The sequence below is a fragment of the Arthrobacter sp. Soil_C_60 genome (assembly GCF_057656375.1).
On sequence record NZ_JBDGKM010000001.1, the window covers coordinates 1 to 26426 of the forward strand.

Genomic DNA, 26426 nt, shown 5'->3' on the forward strand with positions numbered 1-26426 from the left:
AACCATTTCGCGCCGCAGCAGAAACTCGTTTCCAAGGAACGCATCGGCGCGAAGACCACCAAGAAATACGACAAGCCGGCCACGCCGTACCAGCGCGTCCTAGCCGATACCGGCACTGTCACCAAGAGAGTGAAGACACGGCTGGCCAAGGAAAACGAGCCGCTGAATCCGGCAGCCATCCAACGCCAGGTCCAGGCCCTCACGGCCGAACTGCTGACCCTCACCACATCTAAACAAGGACCAAAGCCCAAACCTGCTATCCGGGCAAAATCAGATGATTCCACGAATCAATCGAAGCGGGCATCTTGACATGATTCCCCGGGGCTGGCAAGAAGAAAGGCCCCCGGCCTGGCATTGCTGCCGGCCGGAGGCCTTTCCTGCTGGTTTCGTCGGGGTGACAGGATTTGAACCTGCGACCTCGTCGTCCCGAACGACGCGCGCTACCAAGCTGCGCCACACCCCGAAACCTTTGCTCCGCCGTCGTTGTCCACAGCAGCAAAAGCAACTGTTCAAGAATAGCGGAGAAAGGGCCGAAAGCTGAAATCGGGGACCCGGTGACGCTGGACACAGGGCCTGGAGCGGTCCCGCCGCACCTGGACGGACCCCGGGATCGTCAGGGGGAGCGGGGCGTGAGGGTCAGTAGGACCGCCTCGGGGCGGCAGGCAAAGCGCACCGGGGCCATGCGGGACGTGCCCAGCCCGGCGGAGACGTTCAACGGCACGCTGCGGCCGGCGTGCTCCCAGTACGTCAGGCCCTTGGCCCGCCACGTGGGCAGGTCGCAGTTGCTCACCAGGGCGCCGTAGCCGGGGATGCAGACCTGGCCGCCGTGTGTGTGGCCGGCCAGGATGAGGTCCGGGCTATCGGCGGTGAAGTAGTCCAGCACCCGCTGGTACGGGGCATGCGCCACGGCAATGCGCACATGGTCCGATGCCTCGGAGGTCGAGGAGCCGTGCGGATAGCCTGTGTACCGGTCGCGGTCCAGATGCGGGTCATCGACGCCGGTAAAGTCCAGCCGGAGGCCGTGGAGCACCATGGACTGGTGGCGGTTGGTCAGATCCGTCCAGCCCGAGGTGCTGAAGGTGGCGTGCATGTGGCGCCAGGGCAGCTCCCGGTCCGCGTAGTCCTCGGGCTGGTCGGACGGGCCGGTGAAGTAGCCGAAGGGGTTCTTCAGCACCGGTGCGTAGTAATCGTTGGAGCCCGGGACAAAGACGCCGGGGAACTCGCGCAGCGGAGCGAGGGCTTCGAGCAGCGGTTCCACGGCCTGGCGGTGGCTGAGATTGTCCCCGGTATTGACCACCAGATCCGGCTCCAAAGACGCCAGGGAACGCAGCCACTGCTGCTTGCGCTTCTGGCCCGGGGTCATGTGGATATCCGAAAGGTGCAGGATCCTCAGCGGGCGGCGTCCGGGCGGCAGGATGGCGAGGGTTTCTTCACGTACGCCGAAGAGGTTGCGTTCGATCAGGCTGCCGTAGGCAAATGCGGCACTGCCGGCCGCCGTGACACCAAGTGCCACGCGGCCGGCAGTGCGAAGCTGCTTGCGCAGGTGTTCAGCGTCCATGGTCAGCCGTCATCATTTCCGCCGCTGTTGCCGTTGCCGTTTCCGCCGTTGCCACGGCCGTTGTTGCCGTTACCGCGGTCGTCGGATCCGCCGTCGTTGTTTGATCCGCCGCCGTTGCCCGAACCGCCGCTGTTCGAGCCGCCGCCGCTATTCTGGGACTGCGGGGACTGGGACTGTGCCGGGTTCACGATGCTGTTCGGCGGGTTGTCGAACGCATTCGTTTCGTAAAGCGGTGCAATCTCCATCATGTAGTCGGTCCACTGGGCGCCGGCGATGGTGGCGCCGTCCACGTAGTCGCGGGTAACGCCGTTGATGGGAATGTTGTTGAGCGAATCGTACGAGGTCCAGTTACCCACCCACGATGCGGTGGCGAGGCCGGTGGTGTAGCCGACCGTCCAGGTCTGCTCGGACACGTCCGTGGTACCGGTCTTGGCGGCGGCCGGGAAACCCATGGGCCGCATGTAGCCGGGGCTGTCCGCCACGAGGTTCTCGAGCGGGATGGTCACGGCGTTGGCCACATCCTTGGAGATGGCCCGCTCGCAGGATTCCTTGGGTACTTCGTATTCTTTGCCCTGCGCATCCTTGACCGACGTCAGCGCGATGGGCTTGCAGTACATGCCGCCGCTGGCGAACGTAGCGAAGGACGCTGCCATGGTGATCGGTGCGACTTCCTGGCCGCCGATCACGAAGGACGGACTATTGACCTCGAACGGCTCGCCGTCGACCGCGCGATGAACACCCATGCGGGTGGCGGCATCGCGGATGTCGCAGAGATCCAGGATGGCGGCCTGCGCGGCGGTGGCGGAGTTGATCGACTTCGTCAGACCTTCGCTGACGGTCATGGACCGCTCCCAGCCGGAGATTGCGTTCTTGAAGTCCCACTTGTCGAACCAGGCCCCCGCGGGCAGGCAGCTGGCGTTCCAGTCGTAGCCAGCCGGGTACATGGTGCGGCTGGCATCGATCCGATCGTTCAGCTTCCGGCCGGACTCCAGCCACGCCACCGTGGTGAACGGCTTCATGGTCGATCCGGGCTGGAACCCGTAGGCGGTGCCGCCCATATCGGCATCTACGTTGAAGTTCAGCTCAGTGTTCTCGGCACCTTGTTCCGGACTGTAGTTGGTGTTCTGGGCCATCGACAGGATCTTGCCGGTCCCGGGCTCCACGGTCACCATGGCCGAACCGGCCCCGGACTCGTCGCCCATGGGAACCTGCTCTTCAACGTTTTCCTGGGCGGACTTCTGGAGGCGGGAATCCAAGGTGGTCTGGATCTTCAGGCCGCCGCGGGCCAGCAGCTTGGACCGCTCGGTGGCGTCGGCGCCGAAAGCGTCAGACTGCATGATGACGTGCTGCACATAGCTGCAGAAGTAGTCGGCGAAGTTCGCGGCGACACAGCCCGAACGAACCGGCTGCAGGTCGATGCCCAGGTCCGAGGCCACCGCCTTGTCATACTCTTCCTGCGTGATTTTCTGGTTGCTCAGCATCGCGGCCAGCACCGTATTGCGGCGTTCGATGGTCGCTTCCGGATTGGACACCGGATTGAAATAGTTGGGGGACTGCACCATGCCCGCGAGCATGGCGGACTGCGCGATGTTCAGCTTGGCTGCCGGGACCCCGAAGAAGGTCTGCGCCGCGGCTTCAATGCCGTAGGTCTGGCCGCTGAAGAGCACGATGTTCAGGTAGCCCTGCAGAATCTCTTCCTTGGAGTATTCCTTTTCGACGGCGATGGCCAGCTTGGCTTCGCGCAACTTGTCGCCGATGGACTTGGTGCCGCTGATGGTCAGTTCGTCGGCGCTCTTGCCGGCGGAAGCACCGGCGTCGATGAGCACGTTGTTCACGTACTGCATGGTCAGGGTGGAAGCACCCTGCAGGTCGCCGCCGGCCACGTTGCTCATGGCCGCGCGCATGATGCCCTGCGGATCCACGCCGCCATGCTCGTAGTAGCGCACATCTTCAATGGAGATGATGGCGTTCTGCATGTGCTCCGAGACCTTGTCCAGCGTCACGGGGACGCGGTTCTCGGCGTAGAAAGTGGCAATCAGCTTGCCGTCCGCCGAGTAGATCTTGGAGGGCTGGGAGAGCGGGCTGGTCTGCAGCTCATCCGGCAGCTGGTCGAAATAGTCGATGGACGAGGTCGCCCCCACACCGGCTACGGCCGCTGCGGGCACCAGCAATCCGGCAGCGAGCACGCCGCAGAGCGCACTGATGCCAAGGAACGCCATGATTTTGCCCAGCGTTGTAGCAGTGTCAAAAAAAGGGGATTTACGAGCCGCCATGGGCTCTAGTTTACAAGCACGCGTTACGGTTGACTTATGACCAAATGGGAATACGCCACAGTTCCGCTGATTATTCACGCCACGAAGCAGATTCTGGACCAATGGGGAGAGGACAGCTGGGAGCTCGTGCAGGTAGTTCCTGGACCCGATTCCACCAATCTCGTTGCCTACTTGAAGAGGGAGAAGCAGTAACATGACGCAGCCGCAGCAGTCCCGCATTTCCGCTGTAGAAGAGCGCCTGGCTGAACTTGGCCTGTCCCTGCCCGAGGTGGTTGCTCCCGTAGCCGCCTATGTGCCCGCCGTCGTGTCCGGCGACTATGTCTACACCTCCGGCCAGCTGCCGATGGTTAACGGTGAACTGGCCGCCAAGGGCAAAGTGGGCAACGTCTCAAGTTCTGTCTCGGCCGAGCAGGCCAAAGAGCTCGCAGCCACCTGCGCCATCAACGCACTGGCCGCCGTCAAGAGCGTCATCGGGGACCTGGACCGTGTCACACGGATCGTCAAGGTAGTCGGGTTCGTGGCCTCGGAGCCGGACTTCACCGGCCAGCCGGCTGTCATCAACGGCGCTTCCGAGCTGCTCGGCAAGGTTTTCGGCGAGGCGGGCGCACATGCCCGTTCCGCCGTCGGCGTTGCCGTTCTGCCGCTCGACTCTCCGGTTGAGGTGGAACTGATTGCCGAGTTCAGCTAGTCCGCTTCGGCAGACCAAGCGGCTGTTCCGGCTTCCGCCGGACCAGCTGGAGGCCGCCCGCAGCTGGTTTGACCATGGCGAGCGCACGCCGCGCAAACCGCGGTACGCGTCGTCCGTGGTCCTGATCCGCGACAGCCCGGAGGGTACCCAGACTTACCTTGGGTACCGCTCCGGCAGTTCGCCGCTGGGCGCCATCGCGTTCCCCGGGGGAACCATCGATGACGAGGCGGACTTCGAGCCGGTGCCGTGGTATGGGCCGTCGGCGGCCAAATGGGCCCAGCTAATGGGTCTGGAAGATCATCAGCACGCCAGGGCCCTCGTGGTGGCCGCCATCAGGGAACTGTTCGAAGAGAGCGGCATCCTGCTGGCCGGGCAGGACGAGTCATCCCTGGTCGAGGGCGGCGACAGCGAGGAATGGATGCGCGCCCGCCAGGCGGTCGCAGAGCAGGAAAAGAGCTTTCCGCAGCTGCTGGACCGCTGGGGACTGGGGCTGCGCACCGACTTGTTGAAGCCGCTCTCGCGGTGGCTCAGCCCGGACTTCGCCCACCGCCGGTTCGACACAAGGTACTTCGCCGCGGCACAACCGGTCAGCCAGCAGCCCAGCCTGTTGGCTGGCAAGGGTGTCTGGGCGTCCTGGGTCTGCGCCGGCAAAGTGATTGCCGAGCGGAACACCTCCACACTCGGGGATCTGGCAGACCAGGACGACACCCGCGGGCTGAACCTCAGCGAGGTCTCCTCACCTGCAGTGGAAACAATTCTCGAAAAGATTGCTTCCGCCCGCGGCTGCATTGCCTACCTGTCCCACAAGCGGCCGCTGCGCGTCTACCATCCGGAACTGGTACTGGTGGAGGGCGAGCCGATGCTCGAAGTCGAAACCCTCACCGCCCCCGAAGGCGGTTCCCTGCAGCGCGGACGATAGAGTTTTTTCGCAGTAGATATAACGACGGCGACGGTCACCTTCTAAGGTGACCGTCGCCGTCGTCATGAAAAGACTTAGCGGGAGCGCTGGCGCAGCCGCTGGATGTCGAGAATGACCACCGCGCGGGCTTCCAGGCGCAGCCAGCCGCGCTGGACGAACTCGGCGAGGGCCTTGTTGACGGTTTCCCGCGAAGCGCCGACCAGCTGGGCCAGCTCTTCCTGGGTCAGCTCGTGGGCCACCAGGACACCGTCTGTGGCCGGACGGCCGAAGCGGTCGGCGAGGTCCAGCAGGGCCTTGGCCACGCGGCCGGGAACGTCCGAGAAGACCAGGTCGGCCAGCGAGTCATTGGTGCGGCGCAGGCGGCGGGCCAATGCCTGCAGCAGCTGGGCGGAGACCTCGGGACGGGTCTCGAGCAGGCCGCGGAGGTTTTCGTTCTTCAGGCCGGCCAGGCGGGTCTCGGAGACCGCGGTTGCCGAGGTGCTGCGCGGGCTCGGATCGAACAGGGCCATTTCGCCGAAGAGCTCGCCCGGGCCGAGGATGGCCACCAGGTTTTCGCGACCGTCGGCAGCGGTGCGGCCGAGCTTGATCTTGCCGGAGACGATGAAATACAGCTGGTCGCCCTGGTCGCCTTCACGGAACACTGAGGCGCCGCGGGAAAGATCCACTTCGGTCAGCTCGTCGGTCAGTGCGGCAAACACATCATCGTCGAGGGAAGCGAAAAGCGGTGCGCGGCGTAGTATCTCAATGTCCATGGAGTCTCCTGTTTCAGTCTTGCGGCGGTCAGCCGGCTGCTCGTCAGCTAGGCACTGCCTCCCATTTTGCCGTATGTAAAGCACTTGTGACATCTTCCACAGGCGCGTTTCGCTTAGGGATGAGGAAAATGGTGGTCAGTGCAATGGGAAGACAGCGTTGTCTGAGGTGCCACAGCGCAGAACGTCGCAGCGGCCCGGCATATTCCCAGCCTCGGATACTAGACTAATGCCTAAACTTCCGGCCCCGATGGAGACAGCTTGCTTTTTGGCCTGACGATCCTGGACATTGTCCTGATCCTGATCCTGCTCGCCTACCTGGTTGGGGGGCTGCGCAAAGGCTTCCTGGTAACGCTGGGCGGCATCGTCGGGTTTGTCCTTGGCGCCATCGCCGCGTTCCTGTCGGTTCCTTTTGTGAGCATGTGGGTGCCGGACCCCGGTTGGCGACTGACCGCGATCATCGCCGTCGCGGTCCTGCTGGTGATCCTGGGCCACGCCATGGGCTCGGGCATCGGCCGCGCAATCCGGCGAAGGCTCGACTTTCCCCCGGTGAGACCGGTGGACCGGCTGCTAGGCGGAGCCGCCAACGTGGCCGTCGCGGCGCTGGTGATGTCGATGCTGGCCTTCAGCATCAGCGCCCTGGGTGTGCCGTTTGTCTCGCAGCAGATTGCCGGTTCGAAGGTCATCCAGACCATCGACTCACTCACGCCGGCCCCGGTAAAGTCCTTGCTGGCGCAGGCCCGCTCCATCGCCGTGCAGGACGGCATCCCCCAAGTGATCGACGGCGTGACGCCCGCCGACCCGGTGCCGGTTCCGGACGCAGGGGCGGATACAGCCGCGCTGAACGAGGCCGCCCAGTCCGTGGTGAAGATCGCCGGCACCGCATTCCAGTGCGGACAGAACCAGACCGGCTCGGGATTCGTGATCGCGCCGGACCGTGTGATGACCAACGCCCACGTGGTTGCGTCCGTGAACGAGCCCGTGGTGGAGATACCGGACGGCCGGGTCCTCCCGGGCCGCGTGGTGCATTTCGATCCGGTTCACGATATCGCCGTGCTTGCCGTGGAAGGCCTGGACGTGCGCCCGCTGCCGGTCGGGGAGGAGTTGGCCGACGGTACGCTGGCCGCCTTCCAAGGCTACCCGGCCGGCGGCCCGTTCCAGAGCCAGCCCGCCACGGTACAGGGCCTGTCCACCGTGCTCGTGCAGAACATCTATGGCGCGGATCCGGAGGAGCTGGAGGTCTACACACTGGCCGCCGACGTGGAGCAGGGGAACTCGGGCGGGCCGCTGCTGGACCAGGACGGGCGCATTGCCGGCCTCGTTTTCGCCAAAGCCACCGATGACGTGCCGGTAGGCTACGCGCTGTCCTTGGATGAAATCCGGCCGGTCATCGACAACGCCATGGTCTACCAGGAAACGGTTTCCGCCGGACAGTGCATCCGGAAATAGCGGCAGGCCATCGAGCTTCCGGGCGGTGTTAGAGCCAGTCCAGCGACTGGCCATGCGGGCCGGTAAGCGCAACCGGACGGCCATTGTGTCGGAGCACGAATCTGCCGCGGACAAGGTCGCCGTCGATGCCCTCGGGCTCGTCGCCGGGCTGCGGCAGCACCTGCGCGCCTTCGTTGGACAGCCAATGCACGCCAAGCTCCCGCACTGTCTGCGCGAACTTCCGCCGTTCAGGCGGAGCAAGGTAGGCCAGCACTGCCGAATGAAGTACGACGACGGCCGCTTCCGCAGGTGCCTCGGCAACCACTTCCGCAAGGCGCCGGTTAAGATCGCCGGCGACCAGCCGCGGCGGATCCTGCCGGGCTATTGCCAGGGCCGACCGCAGCCGCTGCCGCCTGAACTCCTGTTCCGGCCAGATCAGCGCCTGGAGCCATGCGACGTCGTCGTTGTTGGTGCTGTCCAATGGATTCAGGTCGATGCCGGCCCGCCAGCTGATTGTCGGCGGCTCGGACGGAAGCGGCGCAGGTCCGGTGACGGCACAGGGCAGAACCGGGGAGTCCGGGGCCGAGGCCGGTCCCGCAAGGACAGGGCCGCCGTTGTACTGGTAGCGGTAGCGGTCCGGAAACAGCACCAGTCCGGCGGAGGCGCCGACCTCCAGCAACGCCAGCGGTGTGCCTTCGGCCGCGGCAATGCCGGCCAGCGAGGGCAGAAAGACGGCGCAGCGGCCCGGTTCGTTGGTCTGCGTGGAGCGGGTCAGGATGACCTGGCGTACCTGCGGCCAGCGGGAGAGCACGAACTGCCGGAACTCCGGATAGGGCGTGATGCCGGCGCCGGCGTACCTGGCCGCGGCGAGGACAAGGTTCGGCTGGCGTTTGGCATAAGGCAGTGCGTCGATCAGGGCCAGTAGCTGTGCATCCTGGCTGATGGCCAGCGTCCACTCCTCGTAGCAGTCGGACTGCCCGCGCGCCTCGAACAGACTGAAATTGCGGTACCAATCCGCCGTGTTCGAACCGGCACCCGGATCCGCGCCGCCGCCCATGTCCATGGGGCCGGCTAGAGGGCTTCGGCGAGCAGATCGATCGCGAACTTGTAGCCGCTGACGCCCGCGCCGGCAATGACGGCCTGGGCAATACCGGAGATGTAGGAGTGGTGGCGGAACTCCTCGCGGCGGTGGATGTTGCTGATGTGCACTTCCACCACGGGAAGCTCGACGCCGGAGAGCGCGTCCCGCAGTGCCACGGAGGTGTGGGTGTACGCGCCGGGATTGATCACGATGCCGGCTGCGGTGCCGCGGGCGCCGTGGATGGCGTCGATGAGTTCGCCCTCATGGTTGGACTGGAAGCAGGTGGTGCCCAGTCCGTGGGCCTTGGCTGCCTGCGCGGCGAGCTGCTCTACGTCCGCCAGCGTGGCCGAACCGTAGATGGCCGGTTCCCTGGTCCCCAGCAGGTTCAGATTGGGGCCGTTGAGAACCAGGATTGTCTTGTCTGCCGTGCCGGCGGGTTGCGAAGTCATGGCTTAACTATGCCTCAGCGAGGGACGCGCTCCCGAGCCGCGTTACGGCCTCCGGGCGGGGCGTGCCCGAAACGAAAGGCGGCCGCCGGCAGGATGTCCTGCCGGCGGCCGCCTTTCTGGTGCAGAAGGGTCAGCCCTTGAGCGTGGACGTGATCTGCTGCATCACGGTGTTGTCCGCCAGGGTGCTGGCGTCGCCGGCTTCGCGGCCTTCGGCGATGTCCTTGAGCAGGCGGCGCATGATCTTGCCGGAACGGGTCTTCGGCAGTTCCGGCACCACCAGGATCTGGCGCGGCTTGGCGATCGGACCGATCTCCTTGCCCACATGGTTGCGCAGGGTGGTGACGATCTCCGGGTCTTCGACGGCATTGCCGCGCAGGATCACGAACGCCACGACTGCTTCACCCGTGGTCTCATCCGCTGCGCCGACGACGGCGGCCTCGGCCACCGAGGGATGGCTCACCAGGGCGGATTCGATCTCCGTGGTGGACAGGCGGTGCCCGGAGACGTTCATGACGTCGTCGACGCGGCCGAGGAGCCAGAAGTCGCCGTCGTCGTCCTTCTTGGCGCCGTCGCCGGCGAAGTACATGTTGTCGAAGCGGGACCAGTAGGTCTCCTTATAGCGTTCCGGATCGCCCCAGATGCCGCGGAGCATGGCCGGCCACGGCTCGCGGATGACCAGGTAGCCGCCATGGCCGTTCGGCACGGACTGGCCCATCTCGTCGACGACGTCGACGGCGATGCCGGGCACCGGGGTCTGCGCCGAACCGGGTTTGGTTTCGGTGATGCCGGGCATCGGGGCAATCATGTGCGCACCGGTCTCGGTCTGCCACCAGGTGTCCACGATCGGGGCCTTGTCGCCGCCGATCACGCGGCGGTACCACATCCAGGCTTCCGGGTTGATCGGCTCGCCCACGGAGCCGAGGACCCGGATGGAGGACAGGTCGAACTTCGCCGGAATGTCCTCGCCCCACTTCATCATGGTGCGGATCGCCGTGGGCGCGGTGTACATGATGGAGACCTTGTACTTCTCCACCAGTTCCCACCAACGGCCCTGGTGCGGGGTGTCCGGCGTGCCCTCGTACATCAGCTGCGTGGCGCCGTTGATCAGCGGTGCGTAAGTCACGTAGGTGTGGCCGGTGACCCAGCCGATATCCGCGGTGCACCAGTACACGTCGGTCTCGGCGTGCAGGTCGAAGGTGGCCTTGTGCGTGAACGCGCTCTGCGCTAGGAACCCGCCGGTGGTGTGCAGGATGCCCTTGGGCTTGCCGGTGGTGCCGGAGGTGTACAAGATGAACAGCGGGTGCTCGGCGTCATGCGGCACCGGGGTGTGGTCCGCGGACGCGGATTCCACCACTTCGTGCCACCAGCGGTCGCGGCCCTCGTGCCAGTCCACGGGCTCGCCGTTGCGCTTGACGACGACGACGCTGCTGACCGCATGACCCTCTGCCTCCAGGGCGGAGTCCACGGCCGGCTTCAGCGGGCTGGGCTTGCCGCGGCGGTACGTGCCGTCCGAGGTGACCACGAGCTTGGCCTCGGCATCGTCGATGCGGCTGCGCAGGGCGTCCGCGGAGAAACCGCCGAAGACCACCGAGTGGATGGCGCCGATGCGGGCGCAGGCGAGCATGGTGATGACGGCTTCCGGGATCATCGGCAGGTAGATGGCAACCCGGTCGCCCTTGGCCACGCCGAGGGACTCGAATGCGTTGGCCGCCTTCTTGACCTCTTCGGTCAGCTGGGCATACGTGTACGTGCGGGTGTCGCCAGGCTCGCCCTCGAAGTAGATGGCTACCCGGTCCCCGAGCCCGTTCTCCACGTGGCGGTCCAGCGCGTTGTATGCCGCGTTGAGCGTGCCGCCGACAAACCATTTGGCAAACGGCGCGTCGGACCAGTCCAGGGTCTGGGTGAAGTCTTCGTTCCAGGACAACAGTTCCCGTGCCTGCTTCGCCCAGAAGGCTTGATGATCGGCGTCGGCCTCTTCATAGATGCCGGGCTTGACCACCGCGTTCGCAGCGAATTCCTCGCTGGGCGCGAACTTCCGGTTCTCCTGCAGCAGGTTTTCCAAGGCATCGCTCGTGGCGTGCTGGGTTCCGTTGGCTTCAGACATAAGAAGGCCCTTTCGTGGTGTTGCGGCTGTGCGTGGCACATTCCGCCAGGACGGTCGGCCACTCGTGCTGATCATCACATTAGTCCCTGCGTCCGGACATCGTGGCACGGGTCACAGGTTCGGATGTAAAAGGACGTAATTCTGCGGTGAGCGGTGAAAAAGGGTGTTGAACGGCTCCTGCGGACACCGCGGTTCGGCTAGTGATGGCTACTTTCCTTGACTACGCTGAGACCAGCGCAAGCTCTGCCAAGGCCTGCTTTGGCCGCGACGATCGGAGAATGACTATGACAGATCATGCAGTAACCACTTCGGACGGCGTCAGCGAGGCAGTAGCCGGGCCGTTCACCGTGCGGGACGTCGCCGTGGCACTGTCCGTGGTACTGCTGTTCCTGGCGTCAGTGCTGCCCACCGCCGTCATTCAGGGAATTGGGCTGAACCAGTGGAATTCCTCTAACCTCTTCCGTCTCGGTCTGAGCATCCTGCTGCCGGCCATGGTGCTGGTGCTGTTCATCATCCGTCGGCTGGCACCCAAGACAAAGCTGCGCATCGGATCCCTGTCCGTGGACCAGTTCGCCTCGGTGGTGGCCTCGTTTACTGCCGGTTATTTCTTCCTGACGCTGGTCAGCGCGTTCAGCCTTAGCGCTACGATCGGCTTCATCGGCAGTCTCGGTCTGCTCGCAGCGACCGTCTGCGCACGCTGGATTCCGCAGTTCCGGGCCGATTTCGCCGGCCGGCTGGAAACGCCGGCACATCCGATTGCCCGGGATGCGGTTCCGGCCCGGGCCAAAGCTCCCAAACCGGTCACGGCAGAAGCCGCACCGGGGCAGCAGCACACACCGAATGACTCGGCAGCAAAGGCGGGCGCGGCAGGATCTCCCTCAGCGGGGGTGAAGGCCACAAACTCAACGGGATTCGGTAAGAACAGCGCAGCAGGTGCAACCGGTGCTGCGTCGGGCGCGGCTGCCGGCCTGTCCGGCCCCGGCACCCACGGAGCATTCGCAACGGCATCCAACGCAGGGGCCGGTGCTGCAGGCAAGGACAAGGGAGCTCGTGAGCAGGGCCGTTCCGGCGTTACGTCCCAGGGCCGCCCGCATGATGCTACCGGGCGGACGGAGGCTTCGAACGAGCCGGCGAAGGCCGGTGCCCAGCCCCAGGCTTCCGCCGGTGCCGCAACACCGTCCGGTTCCGCCGCCGATTTCGCGGCGCCTGCAGGAACAGGCGCCGCGGGCGTGGCCGGTGTGGCCGCTGCAGCGGAAGCGGGCAAGACAGACTCGAAGAAGGAAGCACTGTCCGGGCGCAACGGCGAGGCAGCCGGCGACGAGGATCTCACGGCCCCCGGCGCCGCCGATGGCGAGGCAGTGGGCATTCCCATGTCCGACGACGAGGTGGCGGTTGCAGCCGACGCCAAACAGTCGGCCAAGGAGTCGAGTGCAGCTGCGTCGGCCCGGGCAGCGAAGGATTCGGCCCGACCGCAGGACCGCGGGGAAGTGACCGAGGCAGACAGCATTGCCGGCGCGGGATCCAGAGGACCGGATGCCGGCAAGGAGCAGCCTGATGCTGGGGCAGCTGCTTCCGGCGAATCCACCGGCGAGCAGACAAGCGCATCACAGACTGCTCCTGCCGCCCAGACAGTCGAGACCGGACGCTCCGAAGACCGGACCGAAGGACGGTTCGAGTCCGAAATGCCGAAAACTGCGGCCATGGGTTCGGTGGCGGGCGCCAGCACCGAAGGGACCAGGCTTGACGCCGCTGAACCGATCAGCGCCACCCGGGAACACATTGAGGAATCCGACGAGGAGGTTACTTATGAAGCCTTCTGGTTCGCTGTCGGCCGTACCCGGCCGACATATGACGAAAACACCGGTGAAGTCGCCTTCATGCTGGAACCGGGCGCCTGGATCCTGGCGCTGCAGGACCGCGGGGACGAGTTCCTTGTCCAGCACACCGACGGGCGGGTTGGCGTGCTGAGGGATCTGACCAACATTGAACGCGCTTAAGGGCCAGCGGCCCGTGGGACGAAGCAAGATCAGTCCTGACGAATCCCCGCTGGCGCTAAAACGCCGTGCGCGCCGCATCAACAAGATATTGGCAGAGCAGTACCCCTATGCGGTTGCGGAGCTGGATTTCCGCAACCCTTTCGAACTGCTCATCGCCACGGTGCTCTCGGCTCAGACGACTGATGTCCGGATCAACGCCACGACGCCCGTGTTGTTCGCGCGTTATCCGGACGCCCGGGCCATGGCCGAAGCCGATGAAGCCGAGCTGCAGGAGATGCTCCGGCCCACCGGGTTTTTCCGGGCCAAGACGGCCAGTGTGCTGGCGTTGTCCAACAGGATCGTCGACGAGTTCGACGGCGAAGTCCCCGGGCGGCTTGAGGACCTGGTTACGCTACCGGGCGTGGGGAGGAAAACGGCAAACGTGGTGCTGGCCAATGCCTTCGGCGTTCCCGGCATCAGCGTGGACACCCACTTCGGCCGCCTGGCCCGCCGTTTCGGCTGGACCGATGCCACCGACGCGGTCAAAGTCGAGTTCGATGTTGCAGAGCTTTTCGAACCCAAAGACTGGACGATGGTCTCGCACCGCGTCATTTTCCACGGCCGGCGGATCTGCCATGCGCGCAAGCCAGCCTGCGGCGCCTGCCCGGTAGCGGCGCTTTGTCCGTCCTTTGGGGAAGGCGAAGTCGACCCGGATAAGGCGGCCAAGCTGCTTAAATATGAACTTGCTCCCGGGCGCGAGGAACTGCTGGCCAGAATGCGGGCCGGCGAGAGCCGTGCCGAACTGCGCGCGGCCGGCTTTAAGCTGGACGCATGAGCGCGAAGTCCGACCTGCAGCAGCTTCTGAACGTCCCCATGGAAGAGCGGCTGTCCGTACGGGACCGTGAGGGCTGGTACAACGTCGAGCTCGACGACGAGGAATCCCGGGCGGCAGCGGTCCTGCTGTTGTTCGGGGCGCTGGACAGCACACCATCCCAATTCCATGAGTCGGCTGTCCCCGACGACTTGGACGTACTGTTTGTGGAACGTGCCGCCACCTTGTCCTCCCACCCCGGACAGGTGGCGTTTCCCGGCGGAGGAATCGATCCCGACGACGACGGGCCGATTGCCGCTGCCCTGCGTGAAGCAGTGGAAGAGACGGGGCTCGATGCCACCGGAGTGGAAGTCCTCGGCACGCTGCCGGAGATTCCCCTGTCGGTCAGCAACTTTCTGGTCACCCCCGTCGTTGCCTGGTGGTCTGCGCCGTCGCCGGTAGCCGTGGTCGACTTCGCCGAGTCTGCCCAGGTCTTCCGGGTGCCCGTGGCCGACCTGCTGAATCCAGCCAACCGGCGTATGACAGTTGTCCAGCGGGAAGGACAGGTCTTCAAGAGCCCCGGCTTCCTGGTCCATGACGTCATCGTCTGGGGTTTCACCGCGATACTGCTAAGTCATCTTTTCGACGATCTGGGCTGGACGATCCCTTGGGACCAGTCCCATGAGATCCCCGCGCCGCTGCGCCCGGTTGCTCCGGTTGAGGACCCGTCCCAAGCTTGAACTTCAGCGGCGCCGGAAACCGGACGTTGACCGGGTCCACCCGTGGCGGGCTGGAGTAGTAGCGGGAGGGACCCAGCCAGCCCTCTTTCTCCCAGACCTTCATCGTGTTGTTCACACGGGAGTACCAGCCGAACGCGGAGTAGGCTCCGAGGACTGCCGGTGAGACGATGTCGGGATTGAGCATACGGACGCCGGCGCGTCCGGCAACCGGGCGTACTTGATTTGCCACGATCCCCGCAGCGCCTTGGGCTTCTTTTCGCACAGCTCCCGTTAGTGCCCCGGTCAGCAGCGCTTCCGGCCCGCTGGCGGCAACACTGAGCAGCCTGTCACCGTGCTTGCCGGCAAAGCTTGCATGCTTGGCAGCAAAGCCGCGGGCAGCAGATACCGGGGCGGACTGGAGCGCCGATCGGGCAAAGGTGCCCATGGCCGCTGCCTGCATGCCCAGCGGGCCAGGTTGCGAGCGCCGTGAAAGTTCAGTCGGCCTTCCTGCGGCGGCCAGTTTCCGGGCTATCTCCAGGGTTCTGTCAATCAGCGGTTTCACCTGGATACGGAGCCTGCCGGTGGCTTCGAGGAAGGTCAACACGGCCTGGCCAACCTTGGTGGCGGCCAGACCGGTGGTGATGAGGCCGCCGCCGGCGGTCAGCCAGGCTGTGACTGCTCCCATGGCGATCAACAGGGCGACCTGCCTGCCGAAGTCATGGGCTTCCTGGATCAGCGTGGCATGTGCTTCCTCTACCGCGCTGGCCAGCTCGTCGCAGTCCCTCCCCAAGGCATCACATGCTTCGGCGACGGCCGCGGCACTGCGGTACAGCTCCTCCTGATGCGACTCGAGCAGGGCGATGTCTGCTCCCCGTTGTCCGGCCAACGGGGCTGCGGTGGTGCGCAGGGCTTCGCTGCCAAGCGCCCGGAGATCCGCGCCCACCATTCGCCAGGCGCCAGCGGTGGCGCGCATGGCCTCGGCATCGCCCGAAGGCCACCTTTCACCGGCGGCATCGGCGATGAACTGTCCGAACTCGGGCAGGACCGGGATCCTGCCGCCAACTGCGGAGACCGGCAGTTGCCGGCACAGCCGGGGAGCTGCCGGCTCCTGCGGCGCCGCATAGGGAGCGTCTTTCCCGCTGGCCAGTTGCTCGGTGAAGCGGTAGAGCTCGGCCGCCGCCCGGGTATGGAAGCCTGCGGACGCGTAGGCCGAGCCGAGCCGCTCAAGTGAGGTGAGGATCTGGATGGCCGCGTCGTCGTAGGCCTGGCCCCATTCCATCGCCTCCGTCTCCCAGCCGGACATTCCCGCTGCCACGGCAGTCCGCCCGACGGCGTCCGTGCGCAAGTCCGCGGCTCTGTCCGCGGAACCCTCCGCCGCAGCAGCCGAGACGAGCATTGCCCCTGTATCGATGGTCAAGACTGCCACCAGCACCCCTGTCAGCTGCCGGACTGGGCCGGTCGAACAACGTTGGTTCGAGCCTAGGGGGACTGCTGGTGCCACTACCATGGCACTTCTGCTAGTTGTGGATAACCGCTATTTCGCGTCGGCGTAGGAATCCACCACCGCGATGCTGACAGCAAACTCGATCGGAATCGGACCGAACATCAGCCGCGTAGCCTCCGCCGCCGACTCTTCAACAATCCGGCATACCAGCTGGATTTGGTCCGCGTTCGCGTGCAGCATCACTTCGTCATGCAGGAAGAACACCAGTTCCCCCATATAGGTCCCCTCCGCCGCAGCGGCGCGCAACCGCCGTCGTAATTCTGCGAGCCAGCACAAGGCCCATTCCGCTGCCGTGGACTGGATGATGAAATTACGTGTGAAACGTCCCCGGGTGCGGGCGATGCTGTCCGCACGGCGCTGCTCCTCCGCCGTGGTGGTCCGCTGCGCCTGCGCCCAGCGTTCCGAGGGAGCGGCGCAGCTTCGGCCCAGATAACTGCTGACAATGCCGCCGGCTTCGCCCGTCCGCCCGGCACGTTCGAGGATGCCGATAGCCCGCGGGTAGGTCCGGGTCAGTTGCGGCACCAGCCGGCCTGACTCGCCGGTAGTAGCGCCGTACATGGCGCCGAGCATTGCCACTTTCGCCTTGGCCCGATCGCCGCCAAATCCGACGTCGGCGATGCCCTGGTACAGGTCCTTGCCCCGGGCTGCCGCCGCGAGCGCGGAGTCCTGGGCCAGCGCGGCCAGCACCCGCGGCTCAAGCTGGGCGGCATCGGCCACCACCAGCTTGTGGCCGGGGTCCGGGCGGGCGGCGTCGCGGATCTGCTGCGGAATCTGCAGCGCGCCGCCGCCGCGTGATGCCCAGCGGCCGGTCACCACCCCGCCCACAATGTACTCGGGCCGGAACCGGCCGTTCCGCACCCAGGTATCCAGCCAGGTCCAGCCATTGGCCGAATGCAGCCGCGAGAGCTTTTTGTATTCGAGCAGCGGGGCAATGGCCGGATGGTTGTGTTCCTGCAGTTCCCACGATCTGGTGCTCTTGACCTCGATCCCCGCGCGGTGCAAGGCGCGCAGCAGCTCCTGGGCGGAATCCGGGTTGAAACGCGGATTGTCCAGCAGTTCGCGCAGCCGGGCGGCGAGCCTCTCCAGCTCAATGGGGCGCTCGCCGGTGCGCGGCCGCGGACCGAGGAATCCTGCCAGAATCTGCTCGTGGATGTCTTCGCGCCAGGGCACGCCGGCGTATTCCATCTCGACGGCGATGAGCGCGCCGGCGGATTCGGCGGCCACCAGCAGCTGGAGCCGTCCGCGCCGGGATGATCCGGCGACAGCGGACAGCTGGTCCTGCAGCTCCCGGACCAGTTCGTGCACGCTTCTACCGCGGGGCTGCGGCGAATCGAAGAGCGTGAACTGGTCCGGCGAATCAGGAACGGGCAGGACCTGCCGGGGCAAGCCATCACGTTCTTCATCCGTCACAGCGGCCTGCCGCAAGGATCGGACATAATCGTTTCCGGGCACGAACTCGGACAGCGACAGGATGTTGCGGGTCAGAGTCAGATCGTGGCAACGCTCCACGCTTACTCCCGCCTTGAGCATTGGCAGGTAACTGCTCCGCGTCGTGTCCCAGACCCAACGGACACGTCCTTGCTCGGCACGGCGGACGGCGCCGGGAAGGTCCGCAAAGCGTACGACGGCGGCTGGCCCGCTGGGTGCGCCCGTTGCGTCCGCGGGTTGGAGACAGAAGGCCTGCTCGTCCGGCGAAGCAGCGCCAGCGCCGGGCGCAGCAGGGGCAAGGACCATGTACATGTCTCCAGTTTCTCCTGTTTCGCCAGCTTGCTCTGCCGGTTGGCCGTGAGATGCCGGAGGACTGCGGATGGGAGCTGTTCGCAGTCCTCCTCCACAGGCCCGGAAGGCCCTCACCGTTTGCACAATCCGGCGCGGGCAGGTGTCGGCGGCAGGCAGGGACAGCCAGTCTCGGAACATGCAGGAGCAGATTTCAACAGTCCAGCCGTGGACACCGGAGCACGGTATGCCCGAGGTACTGCTGGTCACCGAGGCCGCCAGACTGCGTGATGAAGTCGCGAGGATAGCCGCCGCAGCCGGAGTGGGCTTGCGGATTGTGGCCGTGCAGGATCTGGGCCGGGTTCCGGACGGGAGCGTCCTGGTACTGGGCAGCGATGCAGCCTCCCGGCTGCCTAGGCTGGGAGCGGATGTCATTGTGGCCGGTTTCCCAGAGGAATCCGTGCTGCTCTGGGAACAGGCCGCGATGGTTGCCGCCCACAGGGTGGCCGTGCTGCCGGAAGCGGCCGCATGGTTAGCAGAGTACTTGAGCAGGAACAGGCAGCGGGACGGCGCGGGGACAGTGGTGGGCGTGCTGGGCGCCACCGGCGGCATTGGCTGTTCCACGCTGGCCTGCTGGCTCGCCGCGGAAGCGGCGTCACAGGGAGTGTCAACCCTGTTGGTGGACACTGACCAGCTCGGTGGCGGGCTTGACCTCGGGCTGGCACCCGAACCGCTGACCGGGTTGCGCTGGCCGGATCTCGCCGGGGTGAAGGGAGCCGTCAACCCGGCCCAGCTATGCGCCTCGTTGCCGGTCACGAACGGATTCTCAGTGCTGTCCTGGGGAGGCGGCGAAACCTCCTCGTCGGCATTGGACGTGCCAGCACACGCCATTGGCGGAGTTATGGCTGCGGCGTCGGAAGGATTTTCGCTGGTGGTCATTGACGCGGGGCGGGTCCAGCAGGGGCTGGACCGCTGGCTGGATACCGCTGATCAGGCCCTGCTGTTGATGCCTTCCGGCACCCGCGGTGTTCTCGCAGCCCGGGCAGCGGCGGAAATCCTGCACCCGCTGACTGTCAGTGCGGTGGTCCGCGGGCCCTTGCCGGCGGGGCTGGACGAAGAGTTGGCGGCGGCTTCGGCCGGGCTTGAACTGGCGGGATATGTTCCCCGGCTTCGCGGGATGGGGCTGGTGCAGGAAACCGGAAGGCTGTTGGAAAAAGGCCAGGGCCGCAGGGTCCGGCGGCCGGTCAGACGGCTGGCGCAACAGATCATGCATCTTCCAAGCAAGGAGCGATGATCATGGCCATATCAGCTGGCTCCCGCGGCCGCCGTGCCGCAACCGGGCCTGTAGGGTCCCCGGTCAACCTGGCTCCCTTCCGGGACGCCGTGTTGTCCGATCCGTCGCCAGTCACGGGAGCCCGCGTGGCGGCGGCGGTACAGTCGAGCGGCCAGCTTCTGGGCACCGACGGTGTGCTGGAGGCCGTGGAGAACCTGACGGCTGACCTGCGGGGTCTCGGACCGCTGCAGCGGCTGGCCCTGGAAGGGACAGTCACGGACATTCTGGTCAACGGGCCCTCGGAGGTGTGGACCGACGGGGAACGGGGCCTGGAGCGAAGCCAAGTCACCTTCGGTAACGATGCAGAAGTGCGCGCCTTGGCTACCCGGCTGGTGACCGCCGGTGGCCGCCGGCTCGACGACGGCAACCCGTGCGTGGATGTGCGCCTCGACGGGTACCGGGTCCATGCGGTGCTGCCGCCGGTTTCGACCCAGGGAACGCTGCTGTCAATCCGCATCCGCAGGCCCCGCGTGTTTACCCTCGCCGAACTGGTCGGGTCTTCATCCGGTTGGCTGCCGTACCTCGAAGCAGTGGTGGCCGGGCGGCTGAACTTCCTGATCAGCGGTGCCACCGGTTCGGGCAAGACCACGATGCTGTCCGCGCTGCTCGGGCTCTCCGCGTCCTTTGAACGGCTGGTATTGGTCGAGGACGCTGCCGAGCTCAATCCTGACCATCCGCACGTTGTCGGTCTGCAAAGCCGGCACAGCAATCTGGAAGGCAGCGGCAGTGTCGATCTCGGCGAGCTGGTCCGCCAAGCCCTGCGGATGCGCCCGGACCGTCTGATTGTGGGGGAGTGCCGGGGTGCGGAGGTGCGCGAGTTCCTCGCTGCCATGAACACCGGTCATGCCGGGGCGGGCGGCACTGTGCACGCCAATTCAGCCGCCGGTGTACCGGCCAGGCTGGCGGCCATGGGAGCGCTCGCCGGTTTGGAACCCCAGGCGCTGGCCCTGCAGGCCAGTACGGCACTGGACGTGATCATTCATCTGGACCGCACAGCTGCCGGCAGGCAGATCAGGGAGCTGGCGCTGCTGCGGGCCACGCCGGCGGGAAACCTCGAAACGGTGCCGGCACTGGCGGCCCGCGGCACCACTATGGAATTCGGACCAGGCTGGCGGGAACTGGAGCCCAGGCTGTTCGGACCGGGAACAGGCCAGGCGGGAACAGCCGGATCATGACGGCGCTGCTGGTGATGCTGCTGTGCCTGGCAGCCATTGTGGTCCTGGGCTGCGGGAAACGCCGGTTGACTCCGATAAGTCCCGGGTTGCTACGCCTACCCCGACCCCGTCAGGGTGCAGGCAAAAGTGGCCGGGACAGCGCCGATGAACTGCCCATGTTCGTGCGCCAGATGGCTTCCTTGCTGCGCTCGGGACGTACCCCTGCCCAGATGTGGGCCGACATTCTCCGGGTTTACGGACCTGACGAATTCCAAGCGGAAGCAAGCCAGACTTCAACCGGGGCAGAGCGGCCGGACCGTTCTGGGGAGGGCCTGGCCGCGCTGCTTCTGCCTGGTATGCGGTCGGCCGGACAAGCGGCCGAGCTTGGATTAAGCGTCGGCTTCGCCCTACGCCAGGCCAACGTACCCGGCGCCGGGACACGGTTGCCGGCTGCCGCAATGGCCAGGCGCATGTGGCAGGACCTGGCTGCCTGTTGGGACGCTGCCGAACAGACCGGAGCCCCGCTGGCAGTCCTGCTGGAGAATTACGCCGTTCATTTGCAGCACACCCTGGACGGGGCAGCCGCCCGGCGTACTGCCTTGGCCGGCCCACGTGCCACGACCACGCTGCTGACATGGCTTCCGATCTTCGGCCTTGGCCTCGGCATTGCCATGGGTGCCGATCCTCTTGGCATCCTTCTGGGAACCCCGGCGGGCTGGGCCATCCTCGCGGTGGGGTTGGGGCTGCTGGCAGCGGGCCGGCTCTGGTCCCAGCATCTGGTCAGCCGCGCTGCAGACGGGTAATCCTCATGCGCCGAGGGAGAGGACCGACATGGCTGGATTGATTACCCCGCTGCTCATCTTTGGGGCCCTGTGGCTGCTCGTGGGTCCTTGGCCACGTCTGGGGAAACGCAGGTGGGATCGCGGCCCGGCCGGCACCTCACACTGGTTCCGTGCTGTGAAGCGGCAGCCGTCCGATGCCGGAGCCAGCCACACAGGCGCCGCCGGTGGCAACGTTGGGGTGAGCGCACCTGACACGGCGCTGATGCTGGACCTGCTTGGGGCCATGATCCAATCCGGTACGTCGTTGCCTGCCGCGGTGGCGACGCTTGCCCAGGTCGCCGAACCTGGCAGCAGGGAACGGCTGGATAAAGTCGCCTCGGCCCTGCAGCTCGGAACAGAGTGGCACACGGCCTGGGGGCTCGTCGGCAGGGACACGCGCCTGGACGAGATACAAGAGGCGCTGCGGTTCGGAGCAGCCACCGGCGCGCCCTCCGCGGCGATCCTGTATGCCCAAGCGGACCAGTTGCGCCGCCGCCGCAGGCAGGAAGCCGAGCGGCGTGCGGCAACCTTGGGGACGCGGCTGGTCCTGCCGTTGGGCTTGTGTGCGCTGCCGTCCTTCATCAGCCTGGGTATCGTGCCGGTGCTGATCTCGTTGCTCCCCGACCTGTGAATCGGCTCCGGAGCCAGTTATCCTCCACACACCTTCTTCCAGGCGGGCTTGTGCACTTGAGGGAAAACATCGGTGTTACGCCGGTTTGCGCGGCGGCAGGCTCATATGTACCGCAACACTGCGGCTCAATCAGGAGGTAGAAATGTCCTTGTCACGATCAACCCAGTTCTCCCGTTCTTTCGACGGCGCCGCCGCGGCAGAAGCTTCCGCCGAATCGGAGGAGCTCGCCGAGGTCATCCAGCTTCCGCTCCCGCATGCGGACGAAACCACCCGCCGCGGCTGGCGCGGGCTGACTGGTTCGGAAGCGGGAATGGCGACCGCCGAATACGCCATCGCCACACTTGCCGCCGTGGGCTTTGCCGGGCTGCTGGTGCTCATCCTGCGCAGCGGGGAGGTGCGGGGGCTCTTAACGGGCCTCGTGGAAATGGCACTGACCGCGGTGTGAGACCTGTGCTCAAGCGACACGATTCCTGCTGCCGCGCAAAGCGTACGCCCGGCGCGGCAGCAGGAAAGGCCATGGCATCCCGCCGGCAGAACGGTGACCGCGGGTCGGTCACCGCCGAGACAGCCATCGTGATGCCGGCAATCGTGGCGGTGCTGGCCATGCTGCTGGCCGGGGCCGCCGCCGGGTCAACACAATTGCAGTTGGAGAAGGCAGCACAGACAGCCGCCCGGCAGTTAGCCCGGGGCGAAACGGCAGCAGTGGCGGCCTCCGCCGTCCGCAGGATTGCGGGCAGCGGGGCCACGTTGGCAAGCGGAAACGCCGGAGGCTGGATCACCGTGAGGGCTACTGCGGCGGTACCCGTTCCCTGGGCCGACGTCGGCGGCTGGACCTTGGCGGCCGAAGCGACTGCCCCGGCCGAGCAGCACGCGGTTTCTTCGGCGACGATCTCGGGAGCGGGGGAATGACACGAGACGCCGTCGCCCCGCTGCGCGAACGCGGTTCCGGCACCGTGATGGCGGCGGCAGCGGCCCTGTTGATGTGCTTTCTGGCGGCGGCCTTGGCTGCGGGAATGCAAGCCAGTACCGCTGTCGCGCGCGCGTCCAAGGCTGCGGACCTCGCAGCCCTGGCATCCGCCGATGCCGCCCGTGGGCTGCTGGCCGGGGACCCGTGCGGTTTGGCGGGTGAAGTTGCCCGCGAGCATGGAGCCGAGCTGGAAAGTTGCCGCCGGCACGGAGCGGCGGGAGCCGTAGTCGACATCGACGTCGCCGTCCCGTTACCGCAGCTGTTCGGTATGGTGCATGCGCCATGGAAGGAGGCTGAAGGGCGGGCCAGGGCTGGTCCGCCGCCCTGATCGGTCAGCGTGCTGCTTCCGCCGCGGGCATGTCGGCCGCGGCGAGCAGCGCGTCGATCAGCATTACGGCACCGGACTTGTCCAAGGGGTTGTTCTTGTTGCCGCACTTGGGTGACTGCACACAGGACGGGCAGCCGGACTCGCATTCGCAGGCCCGGATGGCGTCTCGGGTGGCGGTAAGCCAGGTCCGGGCAGCATCGTAACCCCGTTCAGCGAAACCGGCTCCGCCCGGATGGCCGTCATAGACGAAGATGGTCGGTTTCCCGGTGTCGGCATGCAGGGCCGTGGAGACTCCGCCGATGTCCCACCGGTCGCTCGACGCCACCAGCGGCAACAGCCCGATCCCAGCATGTTCGGCGGCATGCAGCGCTCCGGGAATCCTAGCCGTAACCAGACCGGCCGCCGCAAGATCGGCCTCGTCGATGGTGAACCAAACTGCCTTGGTAAACAGTTCCCGCGCACCCAATTCGAGTGGTTCTTCACCCAAGATCTCGTTGGAGATGAAGGCCTTGCGCTGGAAGGAGATCACCTTCGTCGTGACTTTGACTTCACCGAAGGAAGCACGGACCCTGCCCCAGTCTGCACCGCGCAGTTCTTCCAGAACCTCGATCTGGGTGATGTCCCGGGCCTGCGTGTAGTAGTCGGGATTGGACCGGGTGACCATGGCGCAATGGTCCTGCTCATTGAGCTCGTCCACGATGTAGGTGGTGCCTTGGTGGACGTAAATGGCTCCGGTGTGGGCCTGGTAATGGGACTGCGGCGAGTCCATGGTGCCCAGCAGCATGCCCGATTCCGATTCGACAATGTTGATGGGACCACCGCCGTCGCCTCGGAGATTAACCAGGGACGCTGCGCTTTCGGCGTGTGTCCAATACCAGCCTGCAGGACGACGCCGTAGATAACCGTCCGCCGTGAGGCTATCCAACAGGGATTCGGCTGTGGGACCGAAGAGCCCCAGCTCTGCCGGAGTCAACGGCAGCTCCTGGGCCGCCGAACAGAGATGCGGACCGAGGACATAAGGGTTTGACGGGTCGAACACAGTGGCTTCGACGGAGACGTCGAAAACCGCTTCGGGATGGTGCACGAGGTAAGTGTCGAGTGGATCGTCACTGGCCACGAACGCTGCCACTGCATCCTGCCCGGCCCTGCCTGCCCGTCCGATCTGTTGGAACAGCGAGGCCCGGGTGCCAGGCCAGCCTGCGACCAGTACCGCATCCAGCCCGGAAATATCGATACCTAGTTCCAGCGCGGAAGTACTAGAAACGCCAAGCAACTGACCGGACCGGAGCTTGTTTTCAAGTTCCCGGCGTTCCTCGGGCAGATAGCCGGAGCGGTAGGCAGCGATCCGTCCGGGCAGCGACGGATGGACCTCTTCCAAGAGCCTTTTGGTAATGCTGGAGATGGTTTCCGCCCCGCGACGTGACTTGATGAAGGCGATGGTCCGGACGCGTGCGGAGACAAGATTGGCCAGCAGATCGGCGGTTTCGGCTACTACGGTCCGACGTTCTCGGGCGCCGTTTTCGCCCTTGAGCTCCGTCAGTTGGGGCTCCCAGAACGCTACGGTGGTGGCGCCGTGGGGCGAGCAATCCGTCGTCACAGCGTTGACTTCGGCACCAATCAGCCGGCCAAAGGAAGAGGCCGGATCAGACGACGTCGCGGAGGCACCGATGAAGACAGGGTCCGCGCCATAGCTGGCGCAGATCCGACGCAACCGGCGCATCAAGTTGGCGACATGGGAACCGAAAACGCCCCGGTAACTGTGGGCTTCATCGATGATGACGTACTTGAGCCGGCGGAAAAACCGGGCCCACCAGGTGTGGTTCGGCAGAATGCCAAAGTGGAGCATGTCCGGATTCGCCAGGACAAAATTGGCGTGATCGCGGATCCAGCGGCGGGCACCGGGGTCCGTGTCGCCGTCGTACGTTTCGGCCCGCACCGTCGGCAGCTTAAGGGATTTGATGGCGGACAACTGGTCGGCGGCGAGCGCTTTGGTCGGAGCCAGATACAACGCGACGGATCCAGTGGGTTCCAGCCTGGCCTGGTCCTCCAGCGATGTCCGGTGGATCGAGTCCAGTGCCGGGAGCTGGTAAGCCAGCGACTTCCCGGACGCGGTACCCGTGGCAATGATCGTGTGGCGGCCTGCGTGGGCCGATTCGGCGGCGAGGACCTGGTGCCGCCACGGCTGATGCATGCCCAAGGTGGCGTAGGCATCGACGACATCCGGGTGCGCCCAATCGGGCCAGGGTTCGTGGATGGCATCCCGTGCAGGCAGTTCGCGGACGTGCATGAGCTGTTCGGGATCCGGACCGGAGCCGAGCAGGGGAATCAGGGAATCATGCAGTGCCACCCGAACATTGTGTCACCTGCCGGAAGCAGACGGCGCCGCTGCCTACCTGAGCAGCAGCAGCAGACAGCAGTAAGGATGGCGGGGCACGCCTGCCATGGTGCGGCTAAGCGGCGTCCGAGGGCTTGAGGATCAGAACGTCGCACACCGTGTCCCAGCCCAGATGCTGGTACAGCATGCGGCCGTCATGCGAGGCGATCAGCAGGCCTGTTTCCACAAGGTGCTCGAACGCTGAAGCTGCCAGTGCGCGCATGATGTGCGTGGCGAGGCCTCGGCGGCGGAAGTTGTCATGGGTCTCGATGTGGTCGAAGACCGCGACGCCATCCACCACAGCCATCACGCCATGGGCTGCTTCCTCCTCGCCGTACATGACGCGGGCGCGGTGCACGTTGCCGTCGCGATCGATGACGGTCTTGAAATCGGTGTCCCGGTACCAGGGATCCTCGGCGTCCTGTTCGGACATGTCGGTGACCATCATTGACTGGTCGCTGTGATGGACCCTCAGCCCGTGCTGCGGCGCCAGCATATGGTAGCGCTGCGGATCACGGGTCAGCACGGTGAGCATGCGCTTGGGCGATTCCAGCGTGTTCTTGGCGAGATCCGCGAACTCCTCGTCACCGGGCTCATAGGCAAAGAACTCCCAGTCGCCGGTCTTGTCGGCGAGCACGATGGCCGGATGCCCGGCTTCGCGAGCCGGGGAATAGCCGCGGCAGGCTGACCATCCGGCAACCCACGCCGGGAGCAAGTTATCAGGTACGTCTGCGGTGAAATCGAGGCCCATAGGTAGACAGTACCGAACCAACAGCGTGGGCGGCATCCGAAGTAGATGACAACAAGGTCACAATAACCGGTTTGCCATCTGCGCTTACCCTT

At 65.7% G+C, this 26426-nt stretch carries 23 protein-coding genes, 1 tRNA gene and 2 pseudogenes; 15 read left to right on the forward strand and 11 right to left on the reverse strand.

Translation table 11 applies throughout. The annotated features are described in order from the left end of the window. Positions 1–309: pseudogene (locus AC3A4M_RS00005) on the forward strand (hypothetical protein); the annotation flags it as partial. Positions 310–389: 80 nt separating this feature from the next. Here AC3A4M_RS00005 and AC3A4M_RS00010 read toward each other — a convergent pair. From AC3A4M_RS00010 to AC3A4M_RS00020, 3 genes are all read right to left on the reverse strand, one after another. Continuing rightward, a tRNA-Pro gene (locus AC3A4M_RS00010) sits at positions 390–463 on the reverse strand. Positions 464–613: 150 nt separating this feature from the next. Beyond that, positions 614–1558 (reverse strand): metallophosphoesterase, encoded by a 945-nt coding sequence (locus AC3A4M_RS00015; RefSeq protein WP_498732989.1) that lies wholly within the window; start codon positions 1556–1558, stop codon positions 614–616. A 2-nt stretch (positions 1559–1560) separates the two neighbouring features. Next, positions 1561–3831 (reverse strand): transglycosylase domain-containing protein, encoded by a 2271-nt coding sequence (locus tag AC3A4M_RS00020; RefSeq protein ID WP_498732991.1) that lies wholly within the window; start codon positions 3829–3831, stop codon positions 1561–1563. 36 nt (positions 3832–3867) lie between these two features. On the opposite strand from AC3A4M_RS00020, the gene sp36 reads away from it, so the two are divergent. From sp36 to AC3A4M_RS00035, 3 genes are read left to right on the forward strand one after another with little or no spacing between them, the layout of a single operon-like run. After that, complete coding sequence (gene sp36 / locus AC3A4M_RS00025; RefSeq protein WP_498732993.1) at positions 3868–4023, forward strand: Sp36 family protein; 156 nt, start codon at positions 3868–3870, stop codon at positions 4021–4023. Position 4024: 1 nt separating this feature from the next. Beyond that, positions 4025–4519 carry a RidA family protein gene (locus AC3A4M_RS00030; RefSeq protein ID WP_498732995.1) on the forward strand — a complete coding sequence of 165 codons (495 nt, stop codon included), beginning with the start codon at positions 4025–4027 and terminating at the stop codon, positions 4517–4519. Further along, positions 4503–5438 carry an NUDIX hydrolase gene (locus AC3A4M_RS00035; protein WP_498732997.1) on the forward strand — a complete coding sequence of 312 codons (936 nt, stop codon included), beginning with the start codon at positions 4503–4505 and terminating at the stop codon, positions 5436–5438. The genes AC3A4M_RS00030 and AC3A4M_RS00035 overlap by 17 nt, the downstream gene beginning before the upstream one ends. Positions 5439–5512: 74 nt before the next feature. Here AC3A4M_RS00035 and AC3A4M_RS00040 read toward each other — a convergent pair whose 3' ends face one another. Beyond that, entirely contained in the window at positions 5513–6190 is a 678-nt protein-coding gene (locus tag AC3A4M_RS00040; protein ID WP_074701094.1) for a Crp/Fnr family transcriptional regulator, read from the reverse strand. A gap of 258 nt (positions 6191–6448) precedes the next feature. Between AC3A4M_RS00040 and AC3A4M_RS00045 the strand changes: the two genes are divergently transcribed. After that, the gene (locus tag AC3A4M_RS00045) at positions 6449–7636 is read left to right on the forward strand and encodes a MarP family serine protease (RefSeq protein WP_498733000.1); all 1188 of its coding nucleotides are present in this window, start codon (positions 6449–6451) and stop codon (positions 7634–7636) included. A gap of 28 nt (positions 7637–7664) precedes the next feature. On the opposite strand, the gene AC3A4M_RS00050 is transcribed toward AC3A4M_RS00045, so the two are convergent. The 3 genes from AC3A4M_RS00050 to acs all read right to left on the reverse strand — a co-directional run bounded on the left by AC3A4M_RS00050 (position 7665) and on the right by acs (position 11249). Continuing rightward, on the reverse strand, positions 7665–8678 hold the full coding sequence (locus AC3A4M_RS00050) for a DUF2332 domain-containing protein (protein WP_498733001.1): 1014 nt from the start codon (positions 8676–8678) through the stop codon (positions 7665–7667). Between the two features lie 8 nt (positions 8679–8686). Continuing rightward, positions 8687–9145 (reverse strand): type II 3-dehydroquinate dehydratase, encoded by a 459-nt coding sequence (gene aroQ / locus AC3A4M_RS00055; RefSeq protein WP_498733003.1) that lies wholly within the window; start codon positions 9143–9145, stop codon positions 8687–8689. Positions 9146–9275: 130 nt separating this feature from the next. Then, on the reverse strand, positions 9276–11249 hold the full coding sequence (acs, locus tag AC3A4M_RS00060) for an acetate--CoA ligase (RefSeq protein ID WP_498733005.1): 1974 nt from the start codon (positions 11247–11249) through the stop codon (positions 9276–9278). A 278-nt stretch (positions 11250–11527) separates the two neighbouring features. Here acs and AC3A4M_RS00065 point away from each other — a divergent pair, with 278 nt between their 5' ends. From AC3A4M_RS00065 to AC3A4M_RS00075, 3 genes are read left to right on the forward strand one after another with little or no spacing between them, the layout of a single operon-like run. Then, on the forward strand, positions 11528–13246 hold the full coding sequence (locus tag AC3A4M_RS00065) for a hypothetical protein (protein WP_498733007.1): 1719 nt from the start codon (positions 11528–11530) through the stop codon (positions 13244–13246). A 13-nt stretch (positions 13247–13259) separates the two neighbouring features. Then, positions 13260–14060 carry an endonuclease III gene (gene nth / locus AC3A4M_RS00070; RefSeq protein WP_498733009.1) on the forward strand — a complete coding sequence of 267 codons (801 nt, stop codon included), beginning with the start codon at positions 13260–13262 and terminating at the stop codon, positions 14058–14060. After that, the gene (locus AC3A4M_RS00075) at positions 14057–14776 is read left to right on the forward strand and encodes an NUDIX hydrolase (protein ID WP_498733011.1); all 720 of its coding nucleotides are present in this window, start codon (positions 14057–14059) and stop codon (positions 14774–14776) included. Before nth ends, AC3A4M_RS00075 begins: the two co-directional genes overlap by 4 nt. 634 nt (positions 14777–15410) lie before the next feature. On the opposite strand, the pseudogene AC3A4M_RS00080 reads toward AC3A4M_RS00075, so the two are convergent. After that, a pseudogene (locus AC3A4M_RS00080) lies at positions 15411–16262 on the reverse strand (WXG100-like domain-containing protein); the annotation flags it as partial. A gap of 27 nt (positions 16263–16289) precedes the next feature. Next, positions 16290–17999, reverse strand: coding sequence for a bifunctional 3'-5' exonuclease/DNA polymerase (locus tag AC3A4M_RS00085; RefSeq protein WP_498733013.1), 1710 nt, complete (start codon positions 17997–17999; stop codon positions 16290–16292). A 175-nt stretch (positions 18000–18174) separates the two neighbouring features. Between AC3A4M_RS00085 and ssd the strand changes: the two genes are divergently transcribed. The 7 genes from ssd to AC3A4M_RS00120 all read left to right on the forward strand — a co-directional run bounded on the left by ssd (position 18175) and on the right by AC3A4M_RS00120 (position 23209). Then, the gene (gene ssd / locus AC3A4M_RS00090) at positions 18175–19269 is read left to right on the forward strand and encodes a septum site-determining protein Ssd (protein ID WP_498733015.1); all 1095 of its coding nucleotides are present in this window, start codon (positions 18175–18177) and stop codon (positions 19267–19269) included. Between the two features lie 8 nt (positions 19270–19277). Further along, entirely contained in the window at positions 19278–20483 is a 1206-nt protein-coding gene (locus AC3A4M_RS00095) for a TadA family conjugal transfer-associated ATPase (protein ID WP_498734061.1), read from the forward strand. After that, entirely contained in the window at positions 20480–21265 is a 786-nt protein-coding gene (locus tag AC3A4M_RS00100; RefSeq protein ID WP_498733017.1) for a type II secretion system F family protein, read from the forward strand. Before AC3A4M_RS00095 ends, AC3A4M_RS00100 begins: the two co-directional genes overlap by 4 nt. A gap of 28 nt (positions 21266–21293) precedes the next feature. Next, positions 21294–21914 (forward strand): type II secretion system F family protein, encoded by a 621-nt coding sequence (locus tag AC3A4M_RS00105; protein ID WP_498733019.1) that lies wholly within the window; start codon positions 21294–21296, stop codon positions 21912–21914. A gap of 142 nt (positions 21915–22056) precedes the next feature. Beyond that, positions 22057–22359 (forward strand): DUF4244 domain-containing protein, encoded by a 303-nt coding sequence (locus tag AC3A4M_RS00110; protein ID WP_498733021.1) that lies wholly within the window; start codon positions 22057–22059, stop codon positions 22357–22359. 71 nt (positions 22360–22430) lie between these two features. Continuing rightward, a complete protein-coding gene (locus AC3A4M_RS00115; protein WP_498733023.1) occupies positions 22431–22823 on the forward strand; it encodes a TadE family type IV pilus minor pilin in 393 nt (130 codons plus the stop codon). Continuing rightward, complete coding sequence (locus tag AC3A4M_RS00120) at positions 22820–23209, forward strand: Rv3654c family TadE-like protein (protein ID WP_498733025.1); 390 nt, start codon at positions 22820–22822, stop codon at positions 23207–23209. The genes AC3A4M_RS00115 and AC3A4M_RS00120 overlap by 4 nt, the downstream gene beginning before the upstream one ends. Before the next feature lie 4 nt (positions 23210–23213). Here the strand turns inward: AC3A4M_RS00120 and AC3A4M_RS00125 are convergent, their stop codons facing one another. Both AC3A4M_RS00125 and AC3A4M_RS00130 read right to left on the reverse strand, forming a co-directional pair. Further along, positions 23214–25556 (reverse strand): DEAD/DEAH box helicase, encoded by a 2343-nt coding sequence (locus AC3A4M_RS00125; protein ID WP_498733027.1) that lies wholly within the window; start codon positions 25554–25556, stop codon positions 23214–23216. 103 nt (positions 25557–25659) lie between these two features. Then, on the reverse strand, positions 25660–26334 hold the full coding sequence (locus AC3A4M_RS00130) for a GNAT family N-acetyltransferase (protein ID WP_498733029.1): 675 nt from the start codon (positions 26332–26334) through the stop codon (positions 25660–25662). Between the last annotated feature and the right edge of the window lie 92 nt (positions 26335–26426).